Annotated in this window: 21 protein-coding genes and 1 riboswitch; of the genes, 16 read left to right on the top strand and 5 right to left on the bottom strand. The window is 47.1% G+C overall.

The genetic code is table 11. From position 1 onward, the window contains the following. Window positions 1-42: 42 nt before the first annotated feature. The 7 genes from BMW94_RS18850 to mmuM all read left to right on the top strand — a co-directional run bounded on the left by BMW94_RS18850 (window position 43) and on the right by mmuM (window position 9037). On the top strand, window positions 43-876 hold the full coding sequence (locus BMW94_RS18850; protein ID WP_091000507.1) for a MurR/RpiR family transcriptional regulator: 834 nt from the start codon (window positions 43-45) through the stop codon (window positions 874-876). A gap of 334 nt (window positions 877-1210) precedes the next feature. Continuing rightward, the gene (locus BMW94_RS18845) at window positions 1211-2131 is read left to right on the top strand and encodes a methyl-accepting chemotaxis protein (RefSeq protein WP_254790289.1); all 921 of its coding nucleotides are present in this window, start codon (window positions 1211-1213) and stop codon (window positions 2129-2131) included. A gap of 159 nt (window positions 2132-2290) precedes the next feature. Beyond that, on the top strand, window positions 2291-4009 hold the full coding sequence (locus tag BMW94_RS18840; RefSeq protein WP_091000506.1) for a spore germination protein: 1719 nt from the start codon (window positions 2291-2293) through the stop codon (window positions 4007-4009). A 53-nt stretch (window positions 4010-4062) separates the two neighbouring features. Beyond that, window positions 4063-5163, top strand: coding sequence for a GerAB/ArcD/ProY family transporter (locus BMW94_RS18835; protein ID WP_091000505.1), 1101 nt, complete (start codon window positions 4063-4065; stop codon window positions 5161-5163). Further along, entirely contained in the window at window positions 5160-6359 is a 1200-nt protein-coding gene (locus tag BMW94_RS18830; RefSeq protein ID WP_091000504.1) for a Ger(x)C family spore germination protein, read from the top strand. The genes BMW94_RS18835 and BMW94_RS18830 overlap by 4 nt, the downstream gene beginning before the upstream one ends. Window positions 6360-6424: 65 nt before the next feature. Next, window positions 6425-6527, top strand: a riboswitch (SAM riboswitch). A gap of 94 nt (window positions 6528-6621) precedes the next feature. Next, window positions 6622-8034 carry an S-methylmethionine permease gene (mmuP, locus tag BMW94_RS18825; RefSeq protein WP_091000503.1) on the top strand — a complete coding sequence of 471 codons (1413 nt, stop codon included), beginning with the start codon at window positions 6622-6624 and terminating at the stop codon, window positions 8032-8034. After that, entirely contained in the window at window positions 8012-9037 is a 1026-nt protein-coding gene (mmuM, locus tag BMW94_RS18820) for a homocysteine S-methyltransferase (RefSeq protein ID WP_091000502.1), read from the top strand. Before mmuP ends, mmuM begins: the two co-directional genes overlap by 23 nt. 231 nt (window positions 9038-9268) lie before the next feature. Here mmuM and BMW94_RS18815 read toward each other — a convergent pair whose 3' ends face one another. Continuing rightward, window positions 9269-10087, bottom strand: a complete 819-nt coding sequence (locus BMW94_RS18815; protein ID WP_091000501.1) for a helix-turn-helix domain-containing protein — start codon at window positions 10085-10087, stop codon at window positions 9269-9271. 143 nt (window positions 10088-10230) lie between these two features. On the opposite strand from BMW94_RS18815, the gene BMW94_RS18810 reads away from it, so the two are divergent. Next, on the top strand, window positions 10231-11007 hold the full coding sequence (locus BMW94_RS18810; protein WP_024631488.1) for a sugar phosphate isomerase/epimerase family protein: 777 nt from the start codon (window positions 10231-10233) through the stop codon (window positions 11005-11007). Between the two features lie 27 nt (window positions 11008-11034). Next, the gene (locus BMW94_RS18805; RefSeq protein WP_090904620.1) at window positions 11035-12054 is read left to right on the top strand and encodes a Gfo/Idh/MocA family protein; all 1020 of its coding nucleotides are present in this window, start codon (window positions 11035-11037) and stop codon (window positions 12052-12054) included. 332 nt (window positions 12055-12386) lie between these two features. Here the strand turns inward: BMW94_RS18805 and BMW94_RS18800 are convergent, their stop codons facing one another. Both BMW94_RS18800 and BMW94_RS18795 read right to left on the bottom strand, forming a co-directional pair. After that, window positions 12387-13334 carry an aldo/keto reductase gene (locus BMW94_RS18800; protein WP_091000500.1) on the bottom strand — a complete coding sequence of 316 codons (948 nt, stop codon included), beginning with the start codon at window positions 13332-13334 and terminating at the stop codon, window positions 12387-12389. A gap of 21 nt (window positions 13335-13355) precedes the next feature. Continuing rightward, window positions 13356-14360 carry a Gfo/Idh/MocA family protein gene (locus BMW94_RS18795; RefSeq protein ID WP_091000499.1) on the bottom strand — a complete coding sequence of 335 codons (1005 nt, stop codon included), beginning with the start codon at window positions 14358-14360 and terminating at the stop codon, window positions 13356-13358. Between the two features lie 118 nt (window positions 14361-14478). On the opposite strand from BMW94_RS18795, the gene BMW94_RS18790 reads away from it, so the two are divergent. From BMW94_RS18790 to BMW94_RS18780, 3 genes are all read left to right on the top strand, one after another. Then, window positions 14479-15315 carry an AraC family transcriptional regulator gene (locus tag BMW94_RS18790; RefSeq protein WP_091000498.1) on the top strand — a complete coding sequence of 279 codons (837 nt, stop codon included), beginning with the start codon at window positions 14479-14481 and terminating at the stop codon, window positions 15313-15315. A 109-nt stretch (window positions 15316-15424) separates the two neighbouring features. Beyond that, window positions 15425-15832 carry an Rrf2 family transcriptional regulator gene (locus BMW94_RS18785; protein ID WP_076291179.1) on the top strand — a complete coding sequence of 136 codons (408 nt, stop codon included), beginning with the start codon at window positions 15425-15427 and terminating at the stop codon, window positions 15830-15832. 39 nt (window positions 15833-15871) lie between these two features. After that, the gene (locus tag BMW94_RS18780; RefSeq protein WP_091000497.1) at window positions 15872-16321 is read left to right on the top strand and encodes a nuclear transport factor 2 family protein; all 450 of its coding nucleotides are present in this window, start codon (window positions 15872-15874) and stop codon (window positions 16319-16321) included. A gap of 127 nt (window positions 16322-16448) precedes the next feature. Here BMW94_RS18780 and BMW94_RS18775 read toward each other — a convergent pair whose 3' ends face one another. Further along, complete coding sequence (locus BMW94_RS18775; protein ID WP_091000496.1) at window positions 16449-17663, bottom strand: sugar efflux transporter; 1215 nt, start codon at window positions 17661-17663, stop codon at window positions 16449-16451. Window positions 17664-17868: 205 nt separating this feature from the next. After that, on the bottom strand, window positions 17869-19245 hold the full coding sequence (locus BMW94_RS18770) for an MFS transporter (protein WP_091000495.1): 1377 nt from the start codon (window positions 19243-19245) through the stop codon (window positions 17869-17871). Window positions 19246-19456: 211 nt separating this feature from the next. Here BMW94_RS18770 and BMW94_RS18765 point away from each other — a divergent pair, with 211 nt between their 5' ends. From BMW94_RS18765 to BMW94_RS18750, 4 genes are all read left to right on the top strand, one after another. After that, a complete protein-coding gene (locus tag BMW94_RS18765; RefSeq protein WP_079350162.1) occupies window positions 19457-19780 on the top strand; it encodes an ArsR/SmtB family transcription factor in 324 nt (107 codons plus the stop codon). 140 nt (window positions 19781-19920) lie between these two features. Continuing rightward, entirely contained in the window at window positions 19921-20109 is a 189-nt protein-coding gene (locus BMW94_RS18760; protein ID WP_091000494.1) for a hypothetical protein, read from the top strand. A gap of 84 nt (window positions 20110-20193) precedes the next feature. After that, window positions 20194-21114, top strand: a complete 921-nt coding sequence (locus BMW94_RS18755; RefSeq protein ID WP_091000493.1) for a helix-turn-helix transcriptional regulator — start codon at window positions 20194-20196, stop codon at window positions 21112-21114. Window positions 21115-21139: 25 nt separating this feature from the next. Further along, window positions 21140-22138 (top strand): BtrH N-terminal domain-containing protein, encoded by a 999-nt coding sequence (locus BMW94_RS18750; RefSeq protein WP_254790288.1) that lies wholly within the window; start codon window positions 21140-21142, stop codon window positions 22136-22138. Window positions 22139-22155 lie beyond the last annotated feature (17 nt).

Below are 22155 nucleotides of genomic sequence, written 5' to 3'. Positions count from 1 at the left end.
CTGATATACTGAGTGTAGAGCGAGAAAAGGAGTGCATACGGAATGAATTTGTTTACTCATAAAGAACAGCTGTCACCAGGCCATCTGAAAATTGCTGATTTTGTTGAACGCAATCCGGAAGAGATTTTGTTCATGACGGAACAGGAGATTGCCGACAGGCTGGGGGTCAGTATTGCGACCGTATCCCGTTTCTGGCGTGCGATTGGATATGACAATGCCAAAGCGTTCAAAATCCGGCTTCGTACATCCGAAGACACTACACCTGCCCTTAAATTAAATAAAACCATATCCCGCATGGATACGGACAGCCTTCCCGTTCAGTTACTGGAGGCCTCCGTCAGCCATTTGCAGGAAACGTTGTCTCATATGAAGCAGGGAGATCTGGAGCACGCAGCGGCCATCCTTTCAGAAGCAAGAAGAGTATATGTATATGCTCCAGGCCCCTCCGCTGGTTTGGCGGAATTATTGTCCTTTCGGCTGTCCCGATTCGGATTGACGGTCATCCACCTCGCCGGAGGTGGTCATGAATTATTGGAATCACTGATGCACATACAGCGGGAGGATGTTGTGCTGCTGATGTGTTTTACAAGGCTCTTGCCTGAGGCAGAGGTCATTCTAGATTATGCCAGAGATACTGGCAGCAAAGCCGTACTTGTAACAGATCGGGAAGATCTCTTATATGGATTGGGGACGGAGTTATCTTTTTACGTTAGCAGAGGGGAGCTTGGCGAATTTCATTCCATGGTTACTCCGCTACTGTTGATGGAACAACTGGTGCTGGCGGTTGGATTGATGCAGAAGGAGCAAGCGCTATCCAAGCTGGAGCGGCTCGCTGATTTGCGCATTCGGTACGAAGAGAAATTGCCGCGAGGCTGATGGCTGAACAGGACTGTGTATTAAACAGAGTCGACTACAGATAACATCAAAGTCATGGAATTTTATACCATAATTAGAGGCGGTTAATCCGCCTCTTTTTGTGTTAGAATTTGCTCATGAAATATAATGTTTAGACGGTTAGTTTATTGGGTATAAAAAGTCAAACCGTAACCGAATTGTTGAAAATTAATTTGGAAGTGATCCAATTGTTTGCAATTGGAGTATACAATAATAGAGTCGTCTCTATTCAGTTGGATACATAATTGCAATACAGCAGGAACTGCCAGAATGAGAACGGTTTAATCATGGAAGAAGTCAGGGAGTGGGGATCGCTTTGCCTATAGTAGATGTGGAGAAAAAAGATGTTGTTACCGATGCGCTGGTCATAAAGGCCATGGAGAAAAGTCTGGCTATTATCCGATTCGATATGGATCGACGGGTTACGTATGTAAATGAAGTTTTTGCCCAGACGATGGGTTATACAGTAGCGGAGATGTATGGCATGCAGCATGAGCAATTTTGTTTCGACGAATTCGTGAGAAGCCCTGACTATAACGCATTTTGGAGTAGTATTTTTAACGGTACTAGCTTCCAGGACAAGGTTGAACGCAAGGATGCAAAGGGAAATCCCGTATGGCTTGAGGCAACATATATGCCCGTCTATGATGAAATGAACCAGAACATACTAGGTGTGTCCAAAATAGCTACAAACATCACGACCCGTCAGAACAATATCTCAGCTGTAGTTCATGAACTGAAGACGATGTCACATGAGCTGAACGAACATGCAGATATCGGTATTGAGCGAAGCCGTGAGTTGATGTCCAGTATCACATATATATCTGAGGTTTCTGCCCACAACCGAGCGACACTGAATCACTTGCAAGAACAGGCTCGTTCGATCCAGGGAGTTGTCAAAACGATCCGCGAAATTGCGTCGCAGACCCAGCTTCTGGCCCTAAACGCTGCGATTGAAGCGGCACATGCAGGCGAATATGGGCGCGGGTTCGATGTTGTAGCCAAGGAAGTACGCAAACTATCGGCCATGGTCGAAAATTCCATTAATGAGATTCGGGATAGTGTCAATGGGATAACAAAAGAGATTACAAACATTTCTGGCGGGACACAGAAGGTTGAAGGCTACGTGGAGCGAAGTCAGCAGCAGATCGAGGTAGCGCTGAATGATTTTACAACCATTGCGGCGTCTGCACATCTACTGGATGAGAAGGCACAGCACGTAACCAAAATCGTATAGATAAGATAAACTCCATAACCCTGTAGGGAAGCGGGTGCCAATAGAGGCATCTGCTTTTTTTGTCGTTCAAAAAAACGGGAATTATTGTGAGCAATCGGGGAAACAATACTCTGGAATACCTGCAAGTTCATAGCGCAGAGAAATGTTGGGGTGAGGGTGATGTGGTCAACGATTTGGTCGTACGTGCCGGAGTGGCCTATATGGTTACAGGCTTTTTTGTTATTTATCATTCCGCTATCGATTCTGAAAATAACCCGTTGGATTCGTTCTTCCGTGGATCAGGGAAGCTTCGCAATATCCACAGAACAAGGCCAAGGGGATAACGACGAGCAGTCTGCGTCATCAGGATCTGATGCGAACCAGAATTTAGAGACAGGGCGTTATGCCAATATTAAGCTTACCGGGAATTATACTACCGATTTAATTAGCACAAAGGAGACCTTTGCTCAGAATGCTGATGTACATATTCGAGAGTTTACCATACGAGGTACGAATACACGGGCAGCGGTCATGTATATCGATGGTCTTGTGGACCAGCAATTGATTGATCAGCATCTGATTACACCTCTGATGATCAGGGGGGTACCGGAACTGCAACAGGGGAGTTTCCTTCATCCAGCCGATATACATCAGATTAAGAACTATCTAAGTAATCAACTTCTGCCTGTCAGCCAGATACAGGAGACCGAATCGTTACAGGAGCTGGCCTTGGCAGTGCTTGGGGGTAAAAATGCACTTCTTGTGGATAGCATGCAAGGTGCATTATTGATTGGCACACCCAAAGGAATAAGCCGCAACGTTGAAGAGCCCTTGTCCGAAGCATTGCTTCGCGGGCCAAGAATCGGTTTTACCGAGCATCTCAGTGACAATACAGGTATACTGCGACGCTTTGGAAGCAATCAGAGTTTGTTTATTCAAAAATTTGAAGTGGGTACCCGAATCAAAAAAGATCTCGCTATCGCGTATATAGAGGATATTGCCGATCCTGAGCTTGTGGCAGAAGTCCAGAGGCGCATAGAAGGAATGGATATGGATGTCATGCTGGAATCCGGTTATGTGGAGCAGCTGATTGAAGACGATGAGCTGAGTCCGTTTCAGCAGATTCAAAACACGGAAAGGCCAGACCGCGTAATCAGCGGAATGTTAGAGGGGCGTGTTGCCATACTGCTTGATGGCACACCCTTTGCCTTAATTGTGCCCGCAACCTTCAGCATGCTGCTGCAATCGCCGGAGGATTATTACGAGCGCTGGATACCAGGCACATTTCTGCGCATGCTCCGTTTTCTGGCAGCCATGATTGCGCTATTTGCTCCTGCCTTGTACATCTCCTTTATTTCATTTCATCCGGGTCTGATTCCCACCAAGTTAGCATTGACCATTATTGAGACGCGAAAAGGTGTACCGTTCCCTTCCATTATTGAAGCACTCATTATGGAGACAGCCATTGAAATTTTGCGCGAGGCTGGTATCCGTCTGCCCAAACCGATCGGTCCGGCGATGGGCATCGTCGGTGGTCTCATTATCGGGGATGCGGCCGTGCAGGCTGGTATTGTCAGTCCATTCCTTGTTATCGTGGTTGCGGTAACGGCGATCTCCTCCTTTTCCATCCCTACCTATAGTGCTGGAATTACACTGCGCATTTTGCGTTTTACAGGTATGTTCAGTGCAGCGGCGCTTGGATTATTCGGGGTGATTATGTTCTTCCTGTTTATTTGCAGCCATCTCGTGCGCTTGAAAAGCTTTGGGGTTCCCTATGTCAGTCCAGTGGTCCCGTATAGCTTGAGCGAATGGAAGGACTTTCTGATCCGTGCCCCATTAAAGGTGATGAGGCGACGTCCGCGCATGATGAACCCTACCGATCCGGATCGCAAAAAATAGATGAACAGCAAACATAAAATAAACATTTAAACCTAGAGCAAAGAGGTGATAACGTGAACCGTTCCACGGATAAGCTGACGACAACCCAGACCGGAGTCATCATCATCAATTACATGCTGGGCGCTGGGATTTTAACACTTCCGCGTACTACGGTTGAGGCAGTTGACACACCGGATGTCTGGATTTCCATCATCATATCCGGGCTGATCGCCACGTTTATCGGTATTATGCTCGTCATCCTGTGCCGACGTTTTCCTGGCAAAACGGGTTTTCAGTTTGTTAAGGAAATAACAGGTTCATGGATTGCTTTTATATTGGGAATGGTTGTGATCATCTATTTCCTCGTCATCTCTGCATTTGAAATTCGGGTCATGGCAGAAGTAACCGGACTTTATCTGCTGGAAGGAACACCGGTATGGGCGATTGTTATGGTCTTCATGTGGGTTGGCGTCTACTTGAACTCAGGTGGCCTGGGTGCAGTAGCACGTCTATTCGAAATTATTTTGCCTATCACACTGATCATTTTTGTCATCGCGATTTTGCTGAGCAGCAAACTGTTTGAAATTAATAACCTGAGACCCGTCTTGGGAGAGGGAATAATGCCGGTATTCAAGGGACTTAAGTCGACTTTGCTTGCGTATACGGGTTATGAAGTTATGTTTGTCATCATGGCCTTTATGCAGCATCCGCAAAAAGGGATCAAAGCGGTAATGTGGGGTACGCTCGTTCCAACAGGCATCTATTTAATTACGGTAGTTATGGTCATCGGAAGTCTTTCCATCGAAGGCATGAAAACTCGAACGTGGCCTACTCTGGATCTGATGAGGAGTTTCGAGCTTCAGGGGTTGATCTTTGAACGTTTTGAATCACTTCTTCTCGTGATCTGGATCATGCAAATCTTCTCGACCTTCTCGATCACACACTATGTGGCTACGGTTGGATGTGCCCAGTTGTTCAAAAGTAAGAAAATTTTACCGGCTATGTTTATCCTGTTGCCTGTCATTTATATCATTGCCTTAATTCCCAAGGATGTGAATGAAACATTTGTGTTGGGGGATGCGGTGGGTAATTTATCTATTTATCTGTTTGGGATTCTGCCTACAGTTCTGCTGCTGATTAGCTTCATCCGCAAAAAAGGAGGGAAGTATGCATGAGTCGCAAGGTGAGATTAGCGCTATTGCTGCCTGGATTAATGCTGCTGTTGTTTACCTCTGGATGCTGGAGCAGCAAGGAGATTGAGGATCTTAGTGTGTACGTTGGACTGGGTCTTGATATGGCCAAAGAGACGGAATTTGAGAAGAGTGTGAATGAACAGGGGGGACACTACCCGAAAAGGAACAATATCACGGCTACGGTTCAGATTGTTCCTAAAGGATCATCCAAGGAAGAGAGTCAGCAAGGATCACCTGGCGCAGGGAAATCCTATTTTAACGAACAATTAACAGGGGATTCAGTAATACAGATATTTCGTCAGTTCTCTCTGAGAAGAGACCGGCCGCTGATTGGACATCATCTGAAAGTCATCGTTGTGTCCTCTGAGGTGGCCCGAAAATTCAGACTGGATCAACTGCTTGATTTTGTGTTGCGTGATAATGATATTCGGCCAAGCTGTCTGGTTGTTGTCAGTGATCGGAGGGCACTGGATGCTTTGACGTCCAACGATCCCAGTGAGATTCCTTCATTCTATCTTACCGGACTTGTGGACAATGTGTATCGTACCAATAAAATTTTGCCACCGGTGTCCCTCGCCAAACTGGACGCGACCATGCAATCGGGATCAAGCTATTTGCTGCAAAATGTTATCTCCTATGAGGGGGAGCACAAATTTTCGGGAGCGGCCATTTTCAGCGGGAAAACGAACCGATGGATCGGAAGTCTGAATCAAACGGACATGGAGGGCCTATCCTGGATACAAGGAAAAGCGATAGGTGGAGTCGTTAAGACATATACACCCAAAGACGGGAGCACGATAACCTATGAGATTAAACACATCAAATCGAAGATTATTCCCACAGTTAAGGGGGATGATATTTCATTTCATGTTCAAATTGAATCAGACGGCTGGTTTATGGAAAATTGGACAGCTCCGGAAGCGAAAGGCTCCGAGCGTTATCTGGATGGTCTGGAGAAGGATTTCAGTCATATGGCTGAACAACAGGTAGAGGAATTGCTTCACAAAATGCAGCATGTCTACAAGGTGGATGCAGCTGGGTTTAGCGATAAACTGCGGATCAAGTATCCACGGGTATGGAAGAAAATTAAAAATAACTGGGACGAGACGTTTAGTGAAGTCCCAATCACGTATGATATCAAAATTAAAATCACAAATCAGGGATCATCGACAGAATAAGGGGGACGTTTCTATTTAATAGTTGACACAAACATGATAGATCGCTATATTTATAAAAAATCATTTTCTTATCCAGAGAGGTGGAGGGACTGGCCCTTAGAAACCTCAGCAACAGATCTGAAGGATACTGTGCTAATTCCAGCGGGTGAACAGCCTGATAGATAGGAGCGTTTGTTTTTATTTGTCAGTAACGGCGCACTCTTCAGGAAGAGTGTGTCTTTTTGTTTTGTTGTTTTCTGGATGAAGAAGTAGGGGAGCAGGAATGAATAACAACAAAGATACAGGGCATTTTCAGCGCAAAATGCAGGCACGGCATGTAGTCATGCTCTCACTCGGTGGAGTTATCGGTACAGGGTTATTTCTTAGCTCGGGTTATACCATCCAGCAGGCAGGACCGATCGGTACCATTCTGTCTTATCTGATCGGAGCGATTGTCGTCTATCTGGTCATGCTCTGTCTAGGTGAACTTTCTGTTCATATGCCAGAGACAGGGGCGTTTCATAGCTATGCGGCAAAATATATCGGACCAGCAACAGGATACACAGTAGCCTGGTTGTATTGGCTCACCTGGACGGTTGCCCTCGGTTCCGAATTTACAGCGGCCGGGCTGCTGATGCAGCGCTGGTTTCCTTCAGTGAATGTTTGGATCTGGAGCGCATTGTTTGCGGTTATGATCTTCCTGTTCAACGCGCTGACTGTCAAATTTTTTGCGGAATCGGAGTTCTGGTTTTCCGCAGTTAAAGTCCTTACAATTGTAGTCTTCATTATTCTCGGAGGCGCAGCCGTGTTTGGTATTATTCCAATGGCAAATTCGGAACCTGCACCGTTTCTATCCAATATTACAGCATCTGGTTGGTTCCCCAATGGGGCTACTGCGATACTAATGACGATGCTTGCTGTAAACTTTGCGTTCTCGGGTACCGAACTGATTGGGATTGCTGCCGGGGAAACAGAGAATCCGGAGAAGACGATTCCAAAAGCGATCCATACCACGCTGTGGCGTTTAATTATCTTTTTTATCGGAACGATTGTTATCCTCTCGGCACTGCTGCCGATGTCGGATGCAAGCGTACTCGAAAGTCCGTTTGTGGCGGTCATGGAGCGAATCGGTGTTCCGTATGCAGCGGACATCATGAATTTTGTTATTTTGACGGCGATTTTGTCTGCGGCCAATTCGGGATTGTATGCATCTTCGCGGATGCTCTGGTCACTGGCCGATAAAAAGACGATCTCTCCATGGTTTGCCAAATTGACCAAACGTGGTGTGCCGCTGAATGCGCTCTTGATCAGTATGGTTGGGGGCGGTCTGGCTTTGCTGTCCAGCATCATTGCGCCAGGTACCGTGTATATTACACTGGTCTCCATTTCAGGTCTGGCTGTCGTTGCGGTCTGGATGAGCATCAGTGCTTCACAGTACATGTTCCGCAGACAGTATATCCGGGAAGGACATGCGGTCAAGGATCTGGTCTACCGCACACCACTTTACCCGGCGGTACCGATCATCTCGTTTATATTGTGCCTGGCTTCATGTATAGGCATTGCTTTTGACCCGACACAGCGAATAGCGCTGTATTGCGGAGTTCCATTCATCGCGGTGTGTTACGCAGCGTATTATTTGACAGAACGTGTGAATAAGAAAAGAGGACAAGTACATGACGCAAGTACAACAGACTAATCCCATAGAACAGATCCTGCGTGAGTATCCAGTCATGATTCTGGATGGGGCGCTGGCAACCGAACTGGAGCAGCATGGCTGTGATCTGGATGATCCACTATGGTCGGCTCGTGTATTGCTCGAGAATCCAGATGTTATCGTTCAGGTCCATGCAGATTATTTCCGCGCAGGAGCCGACTGTGCAATTACATCCAGTTATCAGGCGACGGTGGAAGGCTTCGGCAAGAGAGGAATCGGAGAGCAGCAATCGCTGGAGCTGATTCGCAAGACGGTAGAGCTGGCTGTGCAGGCGCGAGATGATGTCTGGGCAGAAGTGCAAGGTGAAGCCGCAGAGCATGTATTCGGCAATGAGTCAAATGGTAAAAAACAAACGGCAGTTGCCATGGGAAAAAGGGCAGCGGCTCGTCCAAGACCGATTGTTGCTGCATCCGTTGGACCGTATGGCGCATATCTGGCAGATGGTTCGGAGTATGTCGGTCACTATGGTGTCTCAGACGAGACGTTGAGCGCGTTTCATCGTCCCCGAATCACAGCCTTGCTGGAAGCAGGGGCGGATATTCTGGCATTTGAGACGATCCCATCCTTGCAGGAAGCACAGGTATTGGTCGCTTTGTTAAAAGAATTTCCGAACGCCTACGCTTGGCTGTCCTTCTCATTAAAAGACGGGACAGCGATCAGTGAAGGCACGCTATTGGAAGAGTGTGCACGATTGCTGGATGCCGAACCTCAGATTGCTGCGATTGGGCTGAATTGTGCTCCCATGGAAGTGGTAACGGAAGCGGTCGGTATTCTGAGTCGTGCCAGCGATAAACCGATTATTGTATACCCGAACTCGGGTGAGATATATGATGCAGTGACGAAGACATGGAGTGGTCAGGGCACTTGTGGCAGCATGAGCGATGCTTCAGAACAGTGGGTGGCGGCAGGTGCTAAGCTGATTGGTGGGTGCTGCCGAACTACACCGCAGCAGATTGGTGAGCTGGCGAAGAAGTGGCGGAAATAGCTCCTTCGTATGTGCTTGGGATTCACCCTGCCTGTGAAGGAGTCATACGAGCAGCCCTTTCGTTCCTATTGGGATACGGAAGGGCTGTTTATGTGTTTTTGATTATCGCAAGTAATCAGTCAGTGTAGAAATAAGACGAGGTTTTGGAAAGAAGGGTTGGAAAAAGAAAGCAGGCGATTGAAAATCAGCTGCTTTCATCCTGAAGTAAGGGGATTTGAGAATAAACTAAACCTAGACATGCTCCAAATCGATGGATTGATGGGCCTGGGATTTGAGATATTCAGCCGGAGACATTCCAAAATGGGATCGGAATACCCGATGAAAATAGGAATAGCTTGCAAAGCCGCATGTTTCGGCAATATGCTCTAGGGTCATATCGCTGTACTTCATACGCTCCAAGGCAGCGTTCAGCCGAATCTCAATCGCATACTGGATCATCGTTTGGCCGTAGTGCTCCTTGAACAATCGCACCGCACGAGACAGGCTTAGTCCTGCGTAGCGGGCGGCTTCTTCGAGTTTGAAGGTCACAGTGGCATGTTCTTCAATGAATCGTTTCAGCTTCAGTGTCGAAGAAACAGAACGATCCGTCTGGATATTCTCCTTGATGGCCCGATCGATATACAGACACAAACCACGCAGCAGTACGTCATTCAGTTCTATATTTTCCTCCAGCGGTCCACGGCGTTTCTCCAGGAGCATACTGCGCCAGAGACTGACCAATTTATCATCCAGCCCGATGTGGCTCACCGTGGATCGATGATGACGCTTCCACCAGCTATCAATCCATTCCCCTTCACAGAACAAATAATAGTCTCCGCTGGACAACCTGCCCTCCTTATGAGGTTCTTCTACCACGAGATAGTAATCGTCTCCGGGTTTGAGCAGTAGTAAATCGCCGCCAGTCATCTTAAATTCTTCATCCTGCACATATACCTTGCAAGAGCCTTCGGTTTGCAGACGGAACAGATAAGTCTGCAACTCGCCCTTCATATTATGGTTGAACGCCTTGTAGTGATATGAGTAATCACAGATCAGCACTGAGGTTTCCAAATGATGTATCCTCCAAATTTAAAAATTTGATCAGATAGTTCATGTTCTGACGATATTGTATATGTTCATTCTAGCCTGTTTTGCGTTAGGATGATACCAGATAGAGCAATGAAAGCAAATTTGAGAGCAGAGGTGCATCTATTATGAAAAAACTTAATATTGGTTTGCAATTGTTTACACTCCGTGATGAAACTGCAGCAGATTTCCGTGGAACGTTGCGCAAAGTAGCTGAGCTTGGTTATGAAGGTGTTGAATTTGCTGGATATGGTGACATTCCTGCCGAAGAAATGAAAGCGCTATTGGATGAGCTTGGACTGAAAGGTTTCAGCAGTCACGTTTCATTGCATGCCATGCGTGAAGATTTGCAACAACAAATCGACTACCTCAAAACCATTGGGGCTCAATATATGATCTGCCCTTACCTGATGCCTGAAGATCGTCCAGAGAATGCAGAAGGCTGGACCAAACTGTTTAACGAATTGCAGCAATATGGTGCTGAAGCGACTAAACAAGGTCTGATCTTCGGTTATCACAACCATGATTTCGAATTCCATGGTCAGGTTGGCGACGAAAATGCCTTTGATGCGATGTTTGCTCAAACGACGCCTGAAGCGGTTCAAGTGGAAATGGACGTATGTTGGGTACAATTTGCCGGACAAAATCCGATTGAGTATATCAACAAATATGCAGGCCGTCTGCCGTTGCTTCACTTGAAAGACTTCAGCAAAGATGAACAGGGCCAGATGAAGACATTAGAACTGGGACAAGGTTCCGTTAATCTGCCAGCTGTTATTGAAGCGGCTACAAGTGCAGGTGTAGAATGGCTGATCGTGGAACAGGACGTTTGCCAGAATCCACCGCTTGAGAGCGTAGCCAACAGCCATAACTGGTTGAAGCAGAATTACTTGAACCAATTCTAATTTAATTGTCAAAGGAGACATTTATACATGAGTAAAATTAAAGTTGCTGTATTCGGCTGTGGTGCCATTGCCGAGCGCAGACATATTCCAGAGTATGCTGCCAATGAGAACGTAGAACTTGTCGCATTTGCCGATCCGATCGTGGAGCGTGCGGAGAAGATGGCCGAAACTTACGGCGGTAAAGCTTACTCCAGCTACGAAGAATTGCTTGCAAACGAAGAAGTGGATGCAGTCAGTGTTTGTACGCCGAACTATCTGCATGCCTCGATGGCCATTGCTGCTGCAAATGCGGGTAAACATGTACTGGTGGAAAAACCAATGGCGGTTACAACCGAAGAAGGCGAGCAAATGATTGAAGCTGCCAAGAAAAACGGTGTGTATCTGATGGTTGGACACAACCAGCGCTTGATGCCTCCACACGTGAAAGCCAAAGAAATCTTGGACTCCGGCAAACTCGGCAAAGTCCTGAATTTCCGTACTTCCTTTGGTCATCCGGGTCCGGAAGGCTGGAGCGTAGACGGTGCAGAAAGCTGGTTCTTCCGCAAAGAAGAAGCGATTATGGGTGCCATGGGTGACCTGGGCGTGCACAAATCGGACTTTATCCGTTATTTGCTGAATGACGAAGTATCCGAAGTTGCTGGTTTTATCAGCACATTGCACAAGGAAAACACCAAAGTGGACGATAACGCGACATGTCTGCTTCGTATGAAGAGCGGTGCAATCGGTACGCTGGTAGCGAGCTGGACACAATACAGAGCAGGAGATAACAGTACGGTTCTGTGGTGTGAAAATGGTGTGATGAAGATCGGAACGGTAGAAGGCGACGAGGTTATCGTTGAGCTGACTAACGGTACGGTTGAAACATACAAAGTTGGCGCAATGGCTACCAACGAGAAACAAGTACCAAGCGGCGTTATTGACGCATTTGTAGAGTCGATTGTAACGCAAACACCGCCAAGCATTTCCGGTGAAGAAGGTCTGCGTTCCCTGCAAGTGATTCTGGCAGCATTCGAATCCGAGAAGACGGGTCAGATCGTGAAGCTGTAATCGTAACGACATCATCGCCATTACGTTAATTCGTTTGACTATCTAATATTAAGAAGGGGTTACCTCCAGAGAAATATTTCTGGCGGGTAGTCTCTTTTTATTACTTTTTTCATGATAACCAGGATGGGTAGAATCCGTAATAGAGGACAAGTCTGTACCCGAAGTTTGGCGATATGCTGATCCTAGCGAAAAGCGATAATTGTTCCTGCCTACGGCATGGCTACAATGGTTGAATGGTTAGCTGGCATTCCAAAAAGGACTGACCACTCCGCTACATCGCGGAAGAATCAGTCCTTTCACCATCAAGATTGAATTAAAAGTGTATGCCAGTTTTACACGCTTGGTTTCACATGACTGCCCAAATCCAGCCAATCCAGTTCCTCACGGGTTAGTATGATGCGAGAACCTTCGTCACAGGAGAGCAGTTCCGCCCGATTTTGAGCGCCAATCAGCGCACAGGTTGGAAACGGTTGGTTCAATACATAAGCAAGAGCAATCTGAATTGGCGTGGTATTTTTCGACGCGGCCAATTGTTCCGCCCGGTGCAAACGTTCCCAGTTGCCGTCACTGTAAAATACCCGAACGAGATCTTCATTATCCCGCACTTCTGGGGTGAAGCGTCCGGTAAAGAAGCCGCGAGCCTGGGATGACCAGGACAGCAATGGAAGCTTGGTGCGCTCATGCCATGCCAGTGTTTCTTCGTCTGCCGATACACAGCCTGCCCAGAACGGTTCGTTCGCTTTGGCGAGACTGAGATTCGGGCTGCTGAATGTGAAACCTTTCAGACCGTTAGCAGCCGCATATGCGTTAGCTTCCTCCAGCCGCTGCCAGGTCCAGTTAGAGGCGCCGATCGCGCCGATTTTGCCGGATTCAATATGTTCGTTCAATGCTTCGAGAATCACGCCAACGGGTGTGTTGGGATCGTCCCGATGCAGGGCATATAGCTCCACATGTTCCGTTTGCAACCGTTCCAGACTGGTAAGAAGATCACTGCGGATAGCATCAGCGTTAACGCGTGGGCCATTCTGGTCATGATGCGCACCTTTGGTCAAAATAACGATCTCGTTACGGTTACCCCGTTCTTGCATATAACGTCCGAGAACTTCTTCACTCTGCCCGCCACAATAAATATGAGCGGAGTCAACGGTATTACCGCCAATTGCCAGGAATGCATCCATGTTCGTAGCTGCTTTTTCATAGGCATCATGGTAGAAATAATCGGTTCCTTTAATCAATCGGGAGATAGGTTTGCCTGCACCAGCAATTTCAATGTATTCCATAATTCAGTTCATCCTCTCTTCTTATAGTGTAATTCGTGTACGTTCTTCTGCTGAACGAAGACAAGCTTCGAGTACTTTCATATTGGCTACGGCATCGGATGGAGCAAAGCGCAGAGCTTTACCTTGAAGTACAGCTCGTGCCATGTCGTCTCCCTGGAGGGAGTAGTGATTCACCTGTGGAACTTCAATCTCCTTACGCTCACCGTCAACCGTTACGAAGAAGTTGGAGCCGCGATCCGGATTGCTGATATAAGCAGAAGGAACCTCGATGATGCCATCTGATCCAAGCACCTCCAGTGTGTTGCGGAAGGCTGCCCACATACTGCTGTCAAAGGTCACACCAATATGATTGTCGAACTCAAGCAGACCGGAAGCCATCATATCCACATGACCATGCTCAGGGGAGAACATGCCAATGACGGTTGCCGCCGATGGCTCTTGGCCAAGCAGCAAGCGTGCTGCACTGATGGAATAACAGCCGATATCATACAGGGAACCGCCGCCCCAATCACGCCGGAAACGAACATTACCTGTCGAACCTGAACTGTTGAACGAAAATGTACTATGAATGCCGCGGATCTCACCAATTTCTCCGCTGGCGATAATATCCTTAATTTGATCATAACGTGGATGGTGTCGGTACATGAGAGCCTCAGCCAGATGCACACCAGCGTCTTCACAGGCTTGCACCATCTCCTGAGCTTCCTGCTCCGTCAGTGCCAGTGGCTTCTCACACAAAATATGTTTACCAGCTTCTGCGGCACGGAGTGTCCACTCCCGGTGCAGATGGTTTGGAAGCGGAATGTAGACCGCATCAATAGAATCGTCAGCAAGCAAAGCTTCATAGCTGCCATAGGCTTGAGAAATGCCGAGTTGGTCAGCGGTTTGTTTCGCTTTTTCTTCGTCCCGGCTGGCAATGGCGGTTACTTCATTCAACTCGGATTGCTGCAAACCTGGAATAACGGATCGCACGGCAATGCTAGCGCTACCAATAATGCCCCAGCGCAATTTTCGATCTGAATTCATTTGTTGTTTCCTCCTATGAATGAATGTATATTGTGATTATAAGTAATAGATGAATGAATGAAAATGATAATATATTGAAATGAGTTAACACAATATTGTTTAGAAAAGAGAATGGGCTATGATGAGACAAACTGTATTGCTAACCCTACAGGATATTCCGTATTTTTGTTATCCAGAATCCGTTGGACTTTATGTCGACCACCCCGAGCACACCGTATTACGGGAGGCTGGCGCACTGAACAACTTCAATATTCACTATGTGGCTGCGGGCAAGGGGTACGTGGAAGTGGATGGGGTAATGCATGAGCTTCGTGCCGGTCAGGCTGTACTGTATTTCCCGCAGCAGCGGCAGCATTACTACAGTAGTGAGGATGATCCATGGGATGTGCGATGGGTTCATTTTTACGGTGAACGTCTGCATGATTATATGATTGAGCGGGGGTTGCACCGCAATCTGTTGTGGACGCTGCGGCAGCAGGCTCCATGGGAAGAAGCACATATGGCTCTACTAAATGAAGCCGAGCAGAACCGGATGCTGCGTCCTGCCCAACTATCTACCCTAACCTACGCTGTGCTGGCCGAGTTCGTACAGCATGCGGTTCCACTGAAAAGCACACGCACAAGCAAGGCTGAGAGTCGTATCCTTGCACTGCTTCCACAGATGCAGCAGGAGGCATGCCAACCGTTTTTGTTACAGGATTGGGCGGATATGGCGGGTGTGAGTTCGTATTACTTTTGCAAAATGTTTAAGAGTGCTGTGGAGATGACCCCGATGGAATTTATAACCCGTTCGCGGTTACAGATGGCGAAGCAGTGGCTGCTGGAACGACCTACAACCAACATTGGACAGATCGCAGAGGAAGCGGGGTATCCCAATGCCAGTTATTTTAACCGCCAGTTCTTGGCCCATGAAGGCATGACTCCAACGGATTATCGCGGGCTTTACCATAGTTAAATGTAATGATGTCCATTTGTTTGATTTTGCGGGAACTTTCGACGTTTGACAGAGCGTTCAATCAAGTCTATTATAGATAAATTAAATCCGTATATAATGAGGTGCCCTCATGAAATATTCGAAAGCTACAAACTATGCCCTGCACACCATGCTTTTTCTGGTTGCGACCGAACCGGAACAACTGGTCAGTGTACATCAATTAGCTGAGATGCAGAAAGTATCTCCAACCTACTTATCTAAAATATTGACCAAGCTGGTTAAAGCCGGCATGATCGAATCGACTTCGGGTGCCAATGGTGGTTATCGGCTTAGCCGGAAGAATCCGGACCCCTCATTTCTGGAGATTATCCATGCGATTGAAGGACAGGCTTCCCTGTTCGAATGCTCGCAGGATCATAACGAAGGCTGCCTGATTCAGCAGGTGATGGTCCGTGCGGAAGAAGAGATGGAGAGCTATTTGCACAATAAAAAAATGTCTGAGCTGGCTGCCCAGATGAAAGCTGCACATTCCGTATAATATATTTGCTTACATCTTAGATTTCTGGAGGGACAACACATGAGCCAATCAACCATCACAGGACTGGAACAACTGCTTGCACTGGAAAACATTCGGAACACCAAAGCACGTTATTGTCGTTATATTGATACGAAGCAGTGGGATACGTTAGGTGAGGTATTTGCTCCGGATGCCGTAGCTGATTTCAGTTCAGAAGGCAATCCAATACCGGTATTAACCGGCCGTGACACCATCGTTCAAGTATTCCGGGATTTGGTGCATGTTGCTGTAACTGTGCATCACGTACATAGCGCGGAAGTTGAATTTGTATCCGAGAATGAAGCCAAAGTCATCTCTCCAATGGAAGATTGGGTGACGTTCCCTGAAGGCAATGACAATAAATCCTTTCACGGATTTGGACATTACCATGAGACGTTTGTCAAAATCGACGGTCAATGGCTCATCCAGCATACCAGTCTGAAGCGTCTTCGTCTGGATCTGTTTGAGTAGTGCTTGTATTCATATAAGAATATTAAAACGATAATAAACAAAGCCCCAAGAGCGCTATAGCTGCGTTCTTGGGGTTTTGTTTTGTTCAAGCTTTTACGTTCACTCAGGCTTGCATTCGAGGATCTGATTATAGTGAAAGGGTCTGACGTTTTTCTTTTGAAAATTGTTGTGTGACAACAAGCATGCCTAACGAAAGCAGAACGAGCAGTAGACATACCCAATAGGAATTTCGATATCCCCACGCTCCGGCTGTCCATCCCCCGACCAGACTACCAAATAATCTTCCCAACGTGGAGGCATTGGAATAGAGTGTTGACGCATAGCCGGGCATGGATGGAAGCAGATCCTGCATGTAACTGATCCCGATAGCAGAGATGACGGCGACGAAGAATGCGAGCAATAATTGTCCGGCCAGCAAGTGCCACAGTTCCGTGGAGAACAAAACTATTACATAATAAGCGGCACCCATCAGAGCGCCCCATAACATGAGTGTACGGTTGGGATATCTTGAGGCGAGCAGACCCAAGCCTAGCATAATGGGGATTTCAAGCCCCGCGCATAGACTGGAGATCCAGCCAACTTCCCGGGTTCCCCCGCCCAGATGGTGAATAATGAATAGTGATGCATTCAGATTATTCATCCAATGTGCCATATACAGAAGTGTAGTAATGAGAAACGGCATGTAGATTCTTGCATCCTGATGCAATTTCATGTGAATGCCACCCGTAGATGCACGGAGGGTAGAAGGCTCGGGTGCCTTTTTTAAGAGAAAGAAAAATAATAGCGCATTGATCAAAAAAATAATACACGTTGAACTGAAAATGCCGGTGTACCCAATATACGCAATCAGTAAAGTTCCCAGTAAAGGTCCCGTAATAAACCCCAGTGAAAACGCGGAGCGCAGGGTTGAATTGGCTACAGCATGATCGACGTCCGTTGCGGTATTGACCGCTTCTCTTGCAGCTGCGAACAATTGTGGCATGGCGGGAGATCCGAGCGCAGTCAGCACCGTCATATAGATGAATAATAAAGTGAAGTCGTGAATCCACAGATATCCGGCAAAAGCAAGAGCATTGCAAATCATGGCAGTCACCAGAATTTTTTTGCGAGCTCCGGGTTGATCCGATCGTCTGGCGATCCAGGAACTGAACAGCACACCCGCCATAAGAGTTACGGCAGTGAATAATCCAAATGTAGCGATGGATACTTCGAGACGAGTTGTAAAATAGACCGCCAGAAAGGGAGCGCTGATTGAGATAGCCATGCCTTGCAATAACATACAAACGAGAAACAGCCGGTATGTAGGGATACGAAATAGTGAATTAAACTGTTGAAGCTTCATGTGCGAAAGACATCCCCTTGGTTTTATCATTTTCAAAATATCTATACGATCTGGTTATCCTATAAGAATAACAGAGATCAAGTAATACGTATTGATATCTTATAGTCTAATAACAAACAAAAAGCCAGAGATCTGACCCGATCGGTCCAATCCCCGGCTTTCTTATATGAATAATCTATTATAAGTAAGATCCTATAAAACCTGCTTAGTGTGAAGCAGCGGTTTTCTTCCGTGACTGCATTCTCAGATACACCTGGGAGAAAATAATGGACGCCAGAGCAACTACGGTCATACCCCAGAAAATGTTGGTGTACGCCGAGGCTAAGGGCAATTGCTGCATGGCTGTCAGTGCCACGCCGGTTACCGCAACACTAAATGCACCGCTAAAGAACTGGCTGAGCTGGAACAGTCCCATGCCAGCACCCACCTGATCCATTGTCAGGTTGTCTGACAACTCATTGGATACACTCGTTGTCAGTGCAGAGAAGCCTACGCTAAGCAGAATGTATACGGCCATAATGGCATAGATGCTGTCGTCTGCAAAAAGAGCAAACAGTCCGGCAGCAGCGAGCAGCAACCATGGTGCGAACTTGAGCAGTTGTGTATTGCCGTGCCGGTCAATCATGCGGCCAATCCGATTGGACAACAGCATGGACACGATTGCACCCGGGAAGATGACAAGCCCGGACTGGGCCGGAGTCAGGCCATACAGATGTGCCAAAATTTGCGGCAGCAGGAACAGCGTAGAGAAGTTGTTAATGTACGATACAATCCCCAGGGAGCTGAGCATCATATATTTTTTGTTTTTGAACAGGGCCGGTTGCACAAAGGGATCAGCTGCACGGCTAATTCGTAACCAGAACAGAATCAGTGCAGCCGCACCAATAATGAGGGTTACCCACTCACGCGAAGTCAGGAATAGCAGGACGCCAGTTGTTCCGATCGCCAGTAACAGCGCGCCGAGCAAGTCGAATGAACCCTTTTGCGGCTTCTCACTTGGAAGCAGTTTGAAAAATACAGGGATCAGAAACAAGGTTAGTCCGGTAATGATAAACAGATCATGCCATCCGAGAAACTGTGTAATACTGCCGCCAATCACAGGTCCAAGTCCAAGACCCAGTGAGCTGGCAGACATGACAACAGCCATGGATTTCCCCCGGCGGTCACTTGGAATGTAACGAGTAATAAGAACGATAGCTAGCCCTGGTACAGAAGCTGCACCCGCAGCCTGAATCAGACGTGCAATGAGCAGAAGGATAAAATGGTTACTGAAGAAACCAAGAACGGATGCCGCACCAAGCAGTGTAAGACCGGTCGTAAACAGCGTGCGAATCGGAATAAAATCCGATAGACGTGAGAACGTGATCGAGGAAATAGCAAAAACGATGGAATAACCGGTGACAATCCAGGAAGAAGAGACAGATGAGAGCATAAATTCAGCTGCAATTTTGGGCAGGGCCAGATTGAACATCATCGTATTCATAACGACAAGCACAACCGTGAAGCCAAGCAGACTTACGATTAAACCTTCTTGTATTCCTGCTGTCCGTTCCCCAGATGATGCAGTTGCGGTGTTGTTCATAAAAACCTCCTAGATTGATGTGTATTTCGCAACATTTCAGAAACGGTGTGTAACATTTGCAAAATGTGGTATAGAGTGAATCCCATGCCTGTCAGCAGGGGATACATAAACGAAATAGGTTTGTAAGTTCGATTGGTATCGAACATTAGAAATATATCATGGAACTGTGCTAAAATACAATGGATAGTCTGAAAAAAAGGAGACTACAACGATGAAAATTTTGCACCATCCCCAAGTGGAGGATATTGAACTTTCTTCCGTGTTGTACGCTTTAAGTGATCCCATCCGTCTTGGGATCGTAACCGAAGCAGCCAGAAATGGTGAACAGCCATGCAGTCATTTTCGTGCACCTGTTGTGAAATCCACGATGTCACACCATATTCGGACCCTGCGGGAAGCCGGAGTCATTCGGGTGAGAGTGCAAGGTACACAGCATTTCCTGACGCTAAGATCCGAGGATCTGGAAGTGCGTTTTCCTGGTCTGTTGCAGCCTTTATTACAAGCGGCAGCTCAGTCTGAAATACATGAATCCTAAAAAATGTCCTTTCTTCAAATCGAAGAGGGGACATTTTTTATATGTGGCATGTTCCATACTGTTGCGACATTCTATGTCGTACCATGCCCTCTATAATAACGGTGAACACACAAACCATATCGAAAAGAGGTTCACATACGTTGGCAAAAACAAAAAGAGGACGCGTCCTGTGGAATCTACCATCCCGAGGAAGAGGAACATGCCCGGTATGCAGCAGCACCCGGATTAAATTGTTGTACGTGCAAACGAAAACAGATGGTACGAGTCTGAAAGTATGCAAGAAATGCTCCAAAGCCGTGCAGTCCAGAGTGGACAAGGTAACCGTATAACATAGCAGGCCTGTTCTTCGGAACGGGCCATCTCTTTTGGTATAATACAATTACGAAATACGGAATGAGCCAGGGGGCGGGGACATGAGCAATATGCATCGTATTCACTGGTTTGACGAGCAGATTCGGAGTGGAGGTTTTCCGAACAGCAGCTGGCTTGCACGTGAATTTGAAATATCCCGGCGCCAGGCCCAGCGTGATATTGAATATATGGCGATTTCTCTGCGCGCGCCCCTGGTGTATATCGCAAAATATCGGGGGTATTGTTACGAGGATCAGACCTACCGACTGCCCCATTTATATATGACGGAAGAAGAGCAGCGGGTGCTTAAGTATCTGGCACATCGTTATCGGCATTACAACTATGATCAGTCGGATGCGGTGAAGCGTGTGGCACATTTGCTGGAGCGTTTTACACTCGAGGAACAGCAGATGGAGAGCAGTCAGCTTCCTGTGTTTAAAGCAGATCCGCAGCAGCTTCAGTTCTTTGAGATTTTGTCCCATGCGATTGCTGAATCCCGACAAGTACATATCCATTACAGAGATCATGCCGGAGAACGGCAATTTACCTGGTGTCCATTGAAGATGCTGTCTCAGTTCAACGCCGATTATGTGGTTGGTTATGAAATGGACCCTTTACAGCAAGCGGCCATCCGGCTGGAGGGCATGATTCATGTGCAGATGACGAACGAGACGTTTCAGTGTCAGACAGACGGGTTGCTGGGTGTATGGGAAGAGGCGCTGCCTGTCCGTAAACCGTTTGTCGCTGAGATAAGGCTGAAAGAAGTGCAGCAAACAGAGCTGTGGCAAGGATATCGGATTCGAGAGAAGCAAGGTCAGGTTCATTGGATTGAATTTTATGATACGGATGCTTTCCTACAGCATTTGTTTATTAGTGAGTGGGAGGAATTGTTGTCTCCAACGTGGCTTAGACGAAAGCTGCAGCAAAGTGCTGAAAGCATAATCGATAGGCTCGCCGTACAGCACAAGGCAAATGTGAATTAGAGCAACCACGGAGAGGAGATTTTTTTTGACTGAAGTTGTGTTAGACAACCTGATGATGAAGCGGGAGTCCAAATCGTATGTGGATAGCCTACACGCTGTATTGACCCATGCGGGCCTGTTTCAGGGTTCCAAGTATGTGCTCGCTGGGTATACAGGTATGGCATTCAAACTTTCAGTGCATCGCAGACTACTGTCCATGTCGGTTACAGCCTATGGTCAATGGGGAGAATCTCATCGCCCTGGGATCGAGAACTTGGGGATATTCACGATCTGGGATGGGGGACGGACACGTCATCCCACATTTGGGTATTACCAGAGGGATGCGGTGAATTGGGTTAAACGTAGCCTGGATGCAGGCATCGGGGTAATCTACTGGCTTCCGGAATTTGGCGTTATTCATGGGTATGATGACTGTGATCGCATCTTTTATGTGCAAGATGGATGGAGCAAGGAACCACAGATTTTGTTATATGACAATTTTGGATTAAACTTCACCGGGTTCTGGTATTGTCAGGTCTTTGGTGACCAGGTACATATCCCTGAACAAGAGAAGCTATTGGAATCATTGAGATTAGCAATTGAGGATTGGGATATTCCTTATCGACTGCTGCCTGATCGAAATGTTGCTTCGGGTAGACTAGCATATGATATGTGGGTAGAGGCTCTTCGGGGTGGAGATTACGATGAATCGGGTGCTGCGTATATTTTGCAATCCTATTGCCAGTCCCGAACTGAAATTCAGATGTATTTGCAGGATGTGCGGGGGATATGGCCCGAACTGGACCAAGCCTGTGCATGTTATGAACAGCTTGGAGCTTTGATTCTCCAGATGAAGGGATGCATGATGCAGGAACATAACAGATGGATCATGCAGGCAGATGCCGCAGAGAAGCTGGCACGACTTTTAATGGAAGCGAAAGCATTGGAAGAGCAGGCTGTTGATTATTTTCGTATGATATCGCTAAAGTATCCTGACCGCAAACGTTCCACTGTGCCTCGTTGGGGAGCACATTCGGCAAGGTAGGAAGGGAGGAGTAGAGG

Source organism: Paenibacillus sp. OK003, from assembly GCF_900109515.1.
In the GTDB taxonomy this organism is placed as follows: Bacteria; Bacillota; Bacilli; order Paenibacillales; family Paenibacillaceae; genus Paenibacillus; species Paenibacillus marchantiae.
This window is presented reverse-complemented; position numbering and strand designations above follow the sequence as displayed.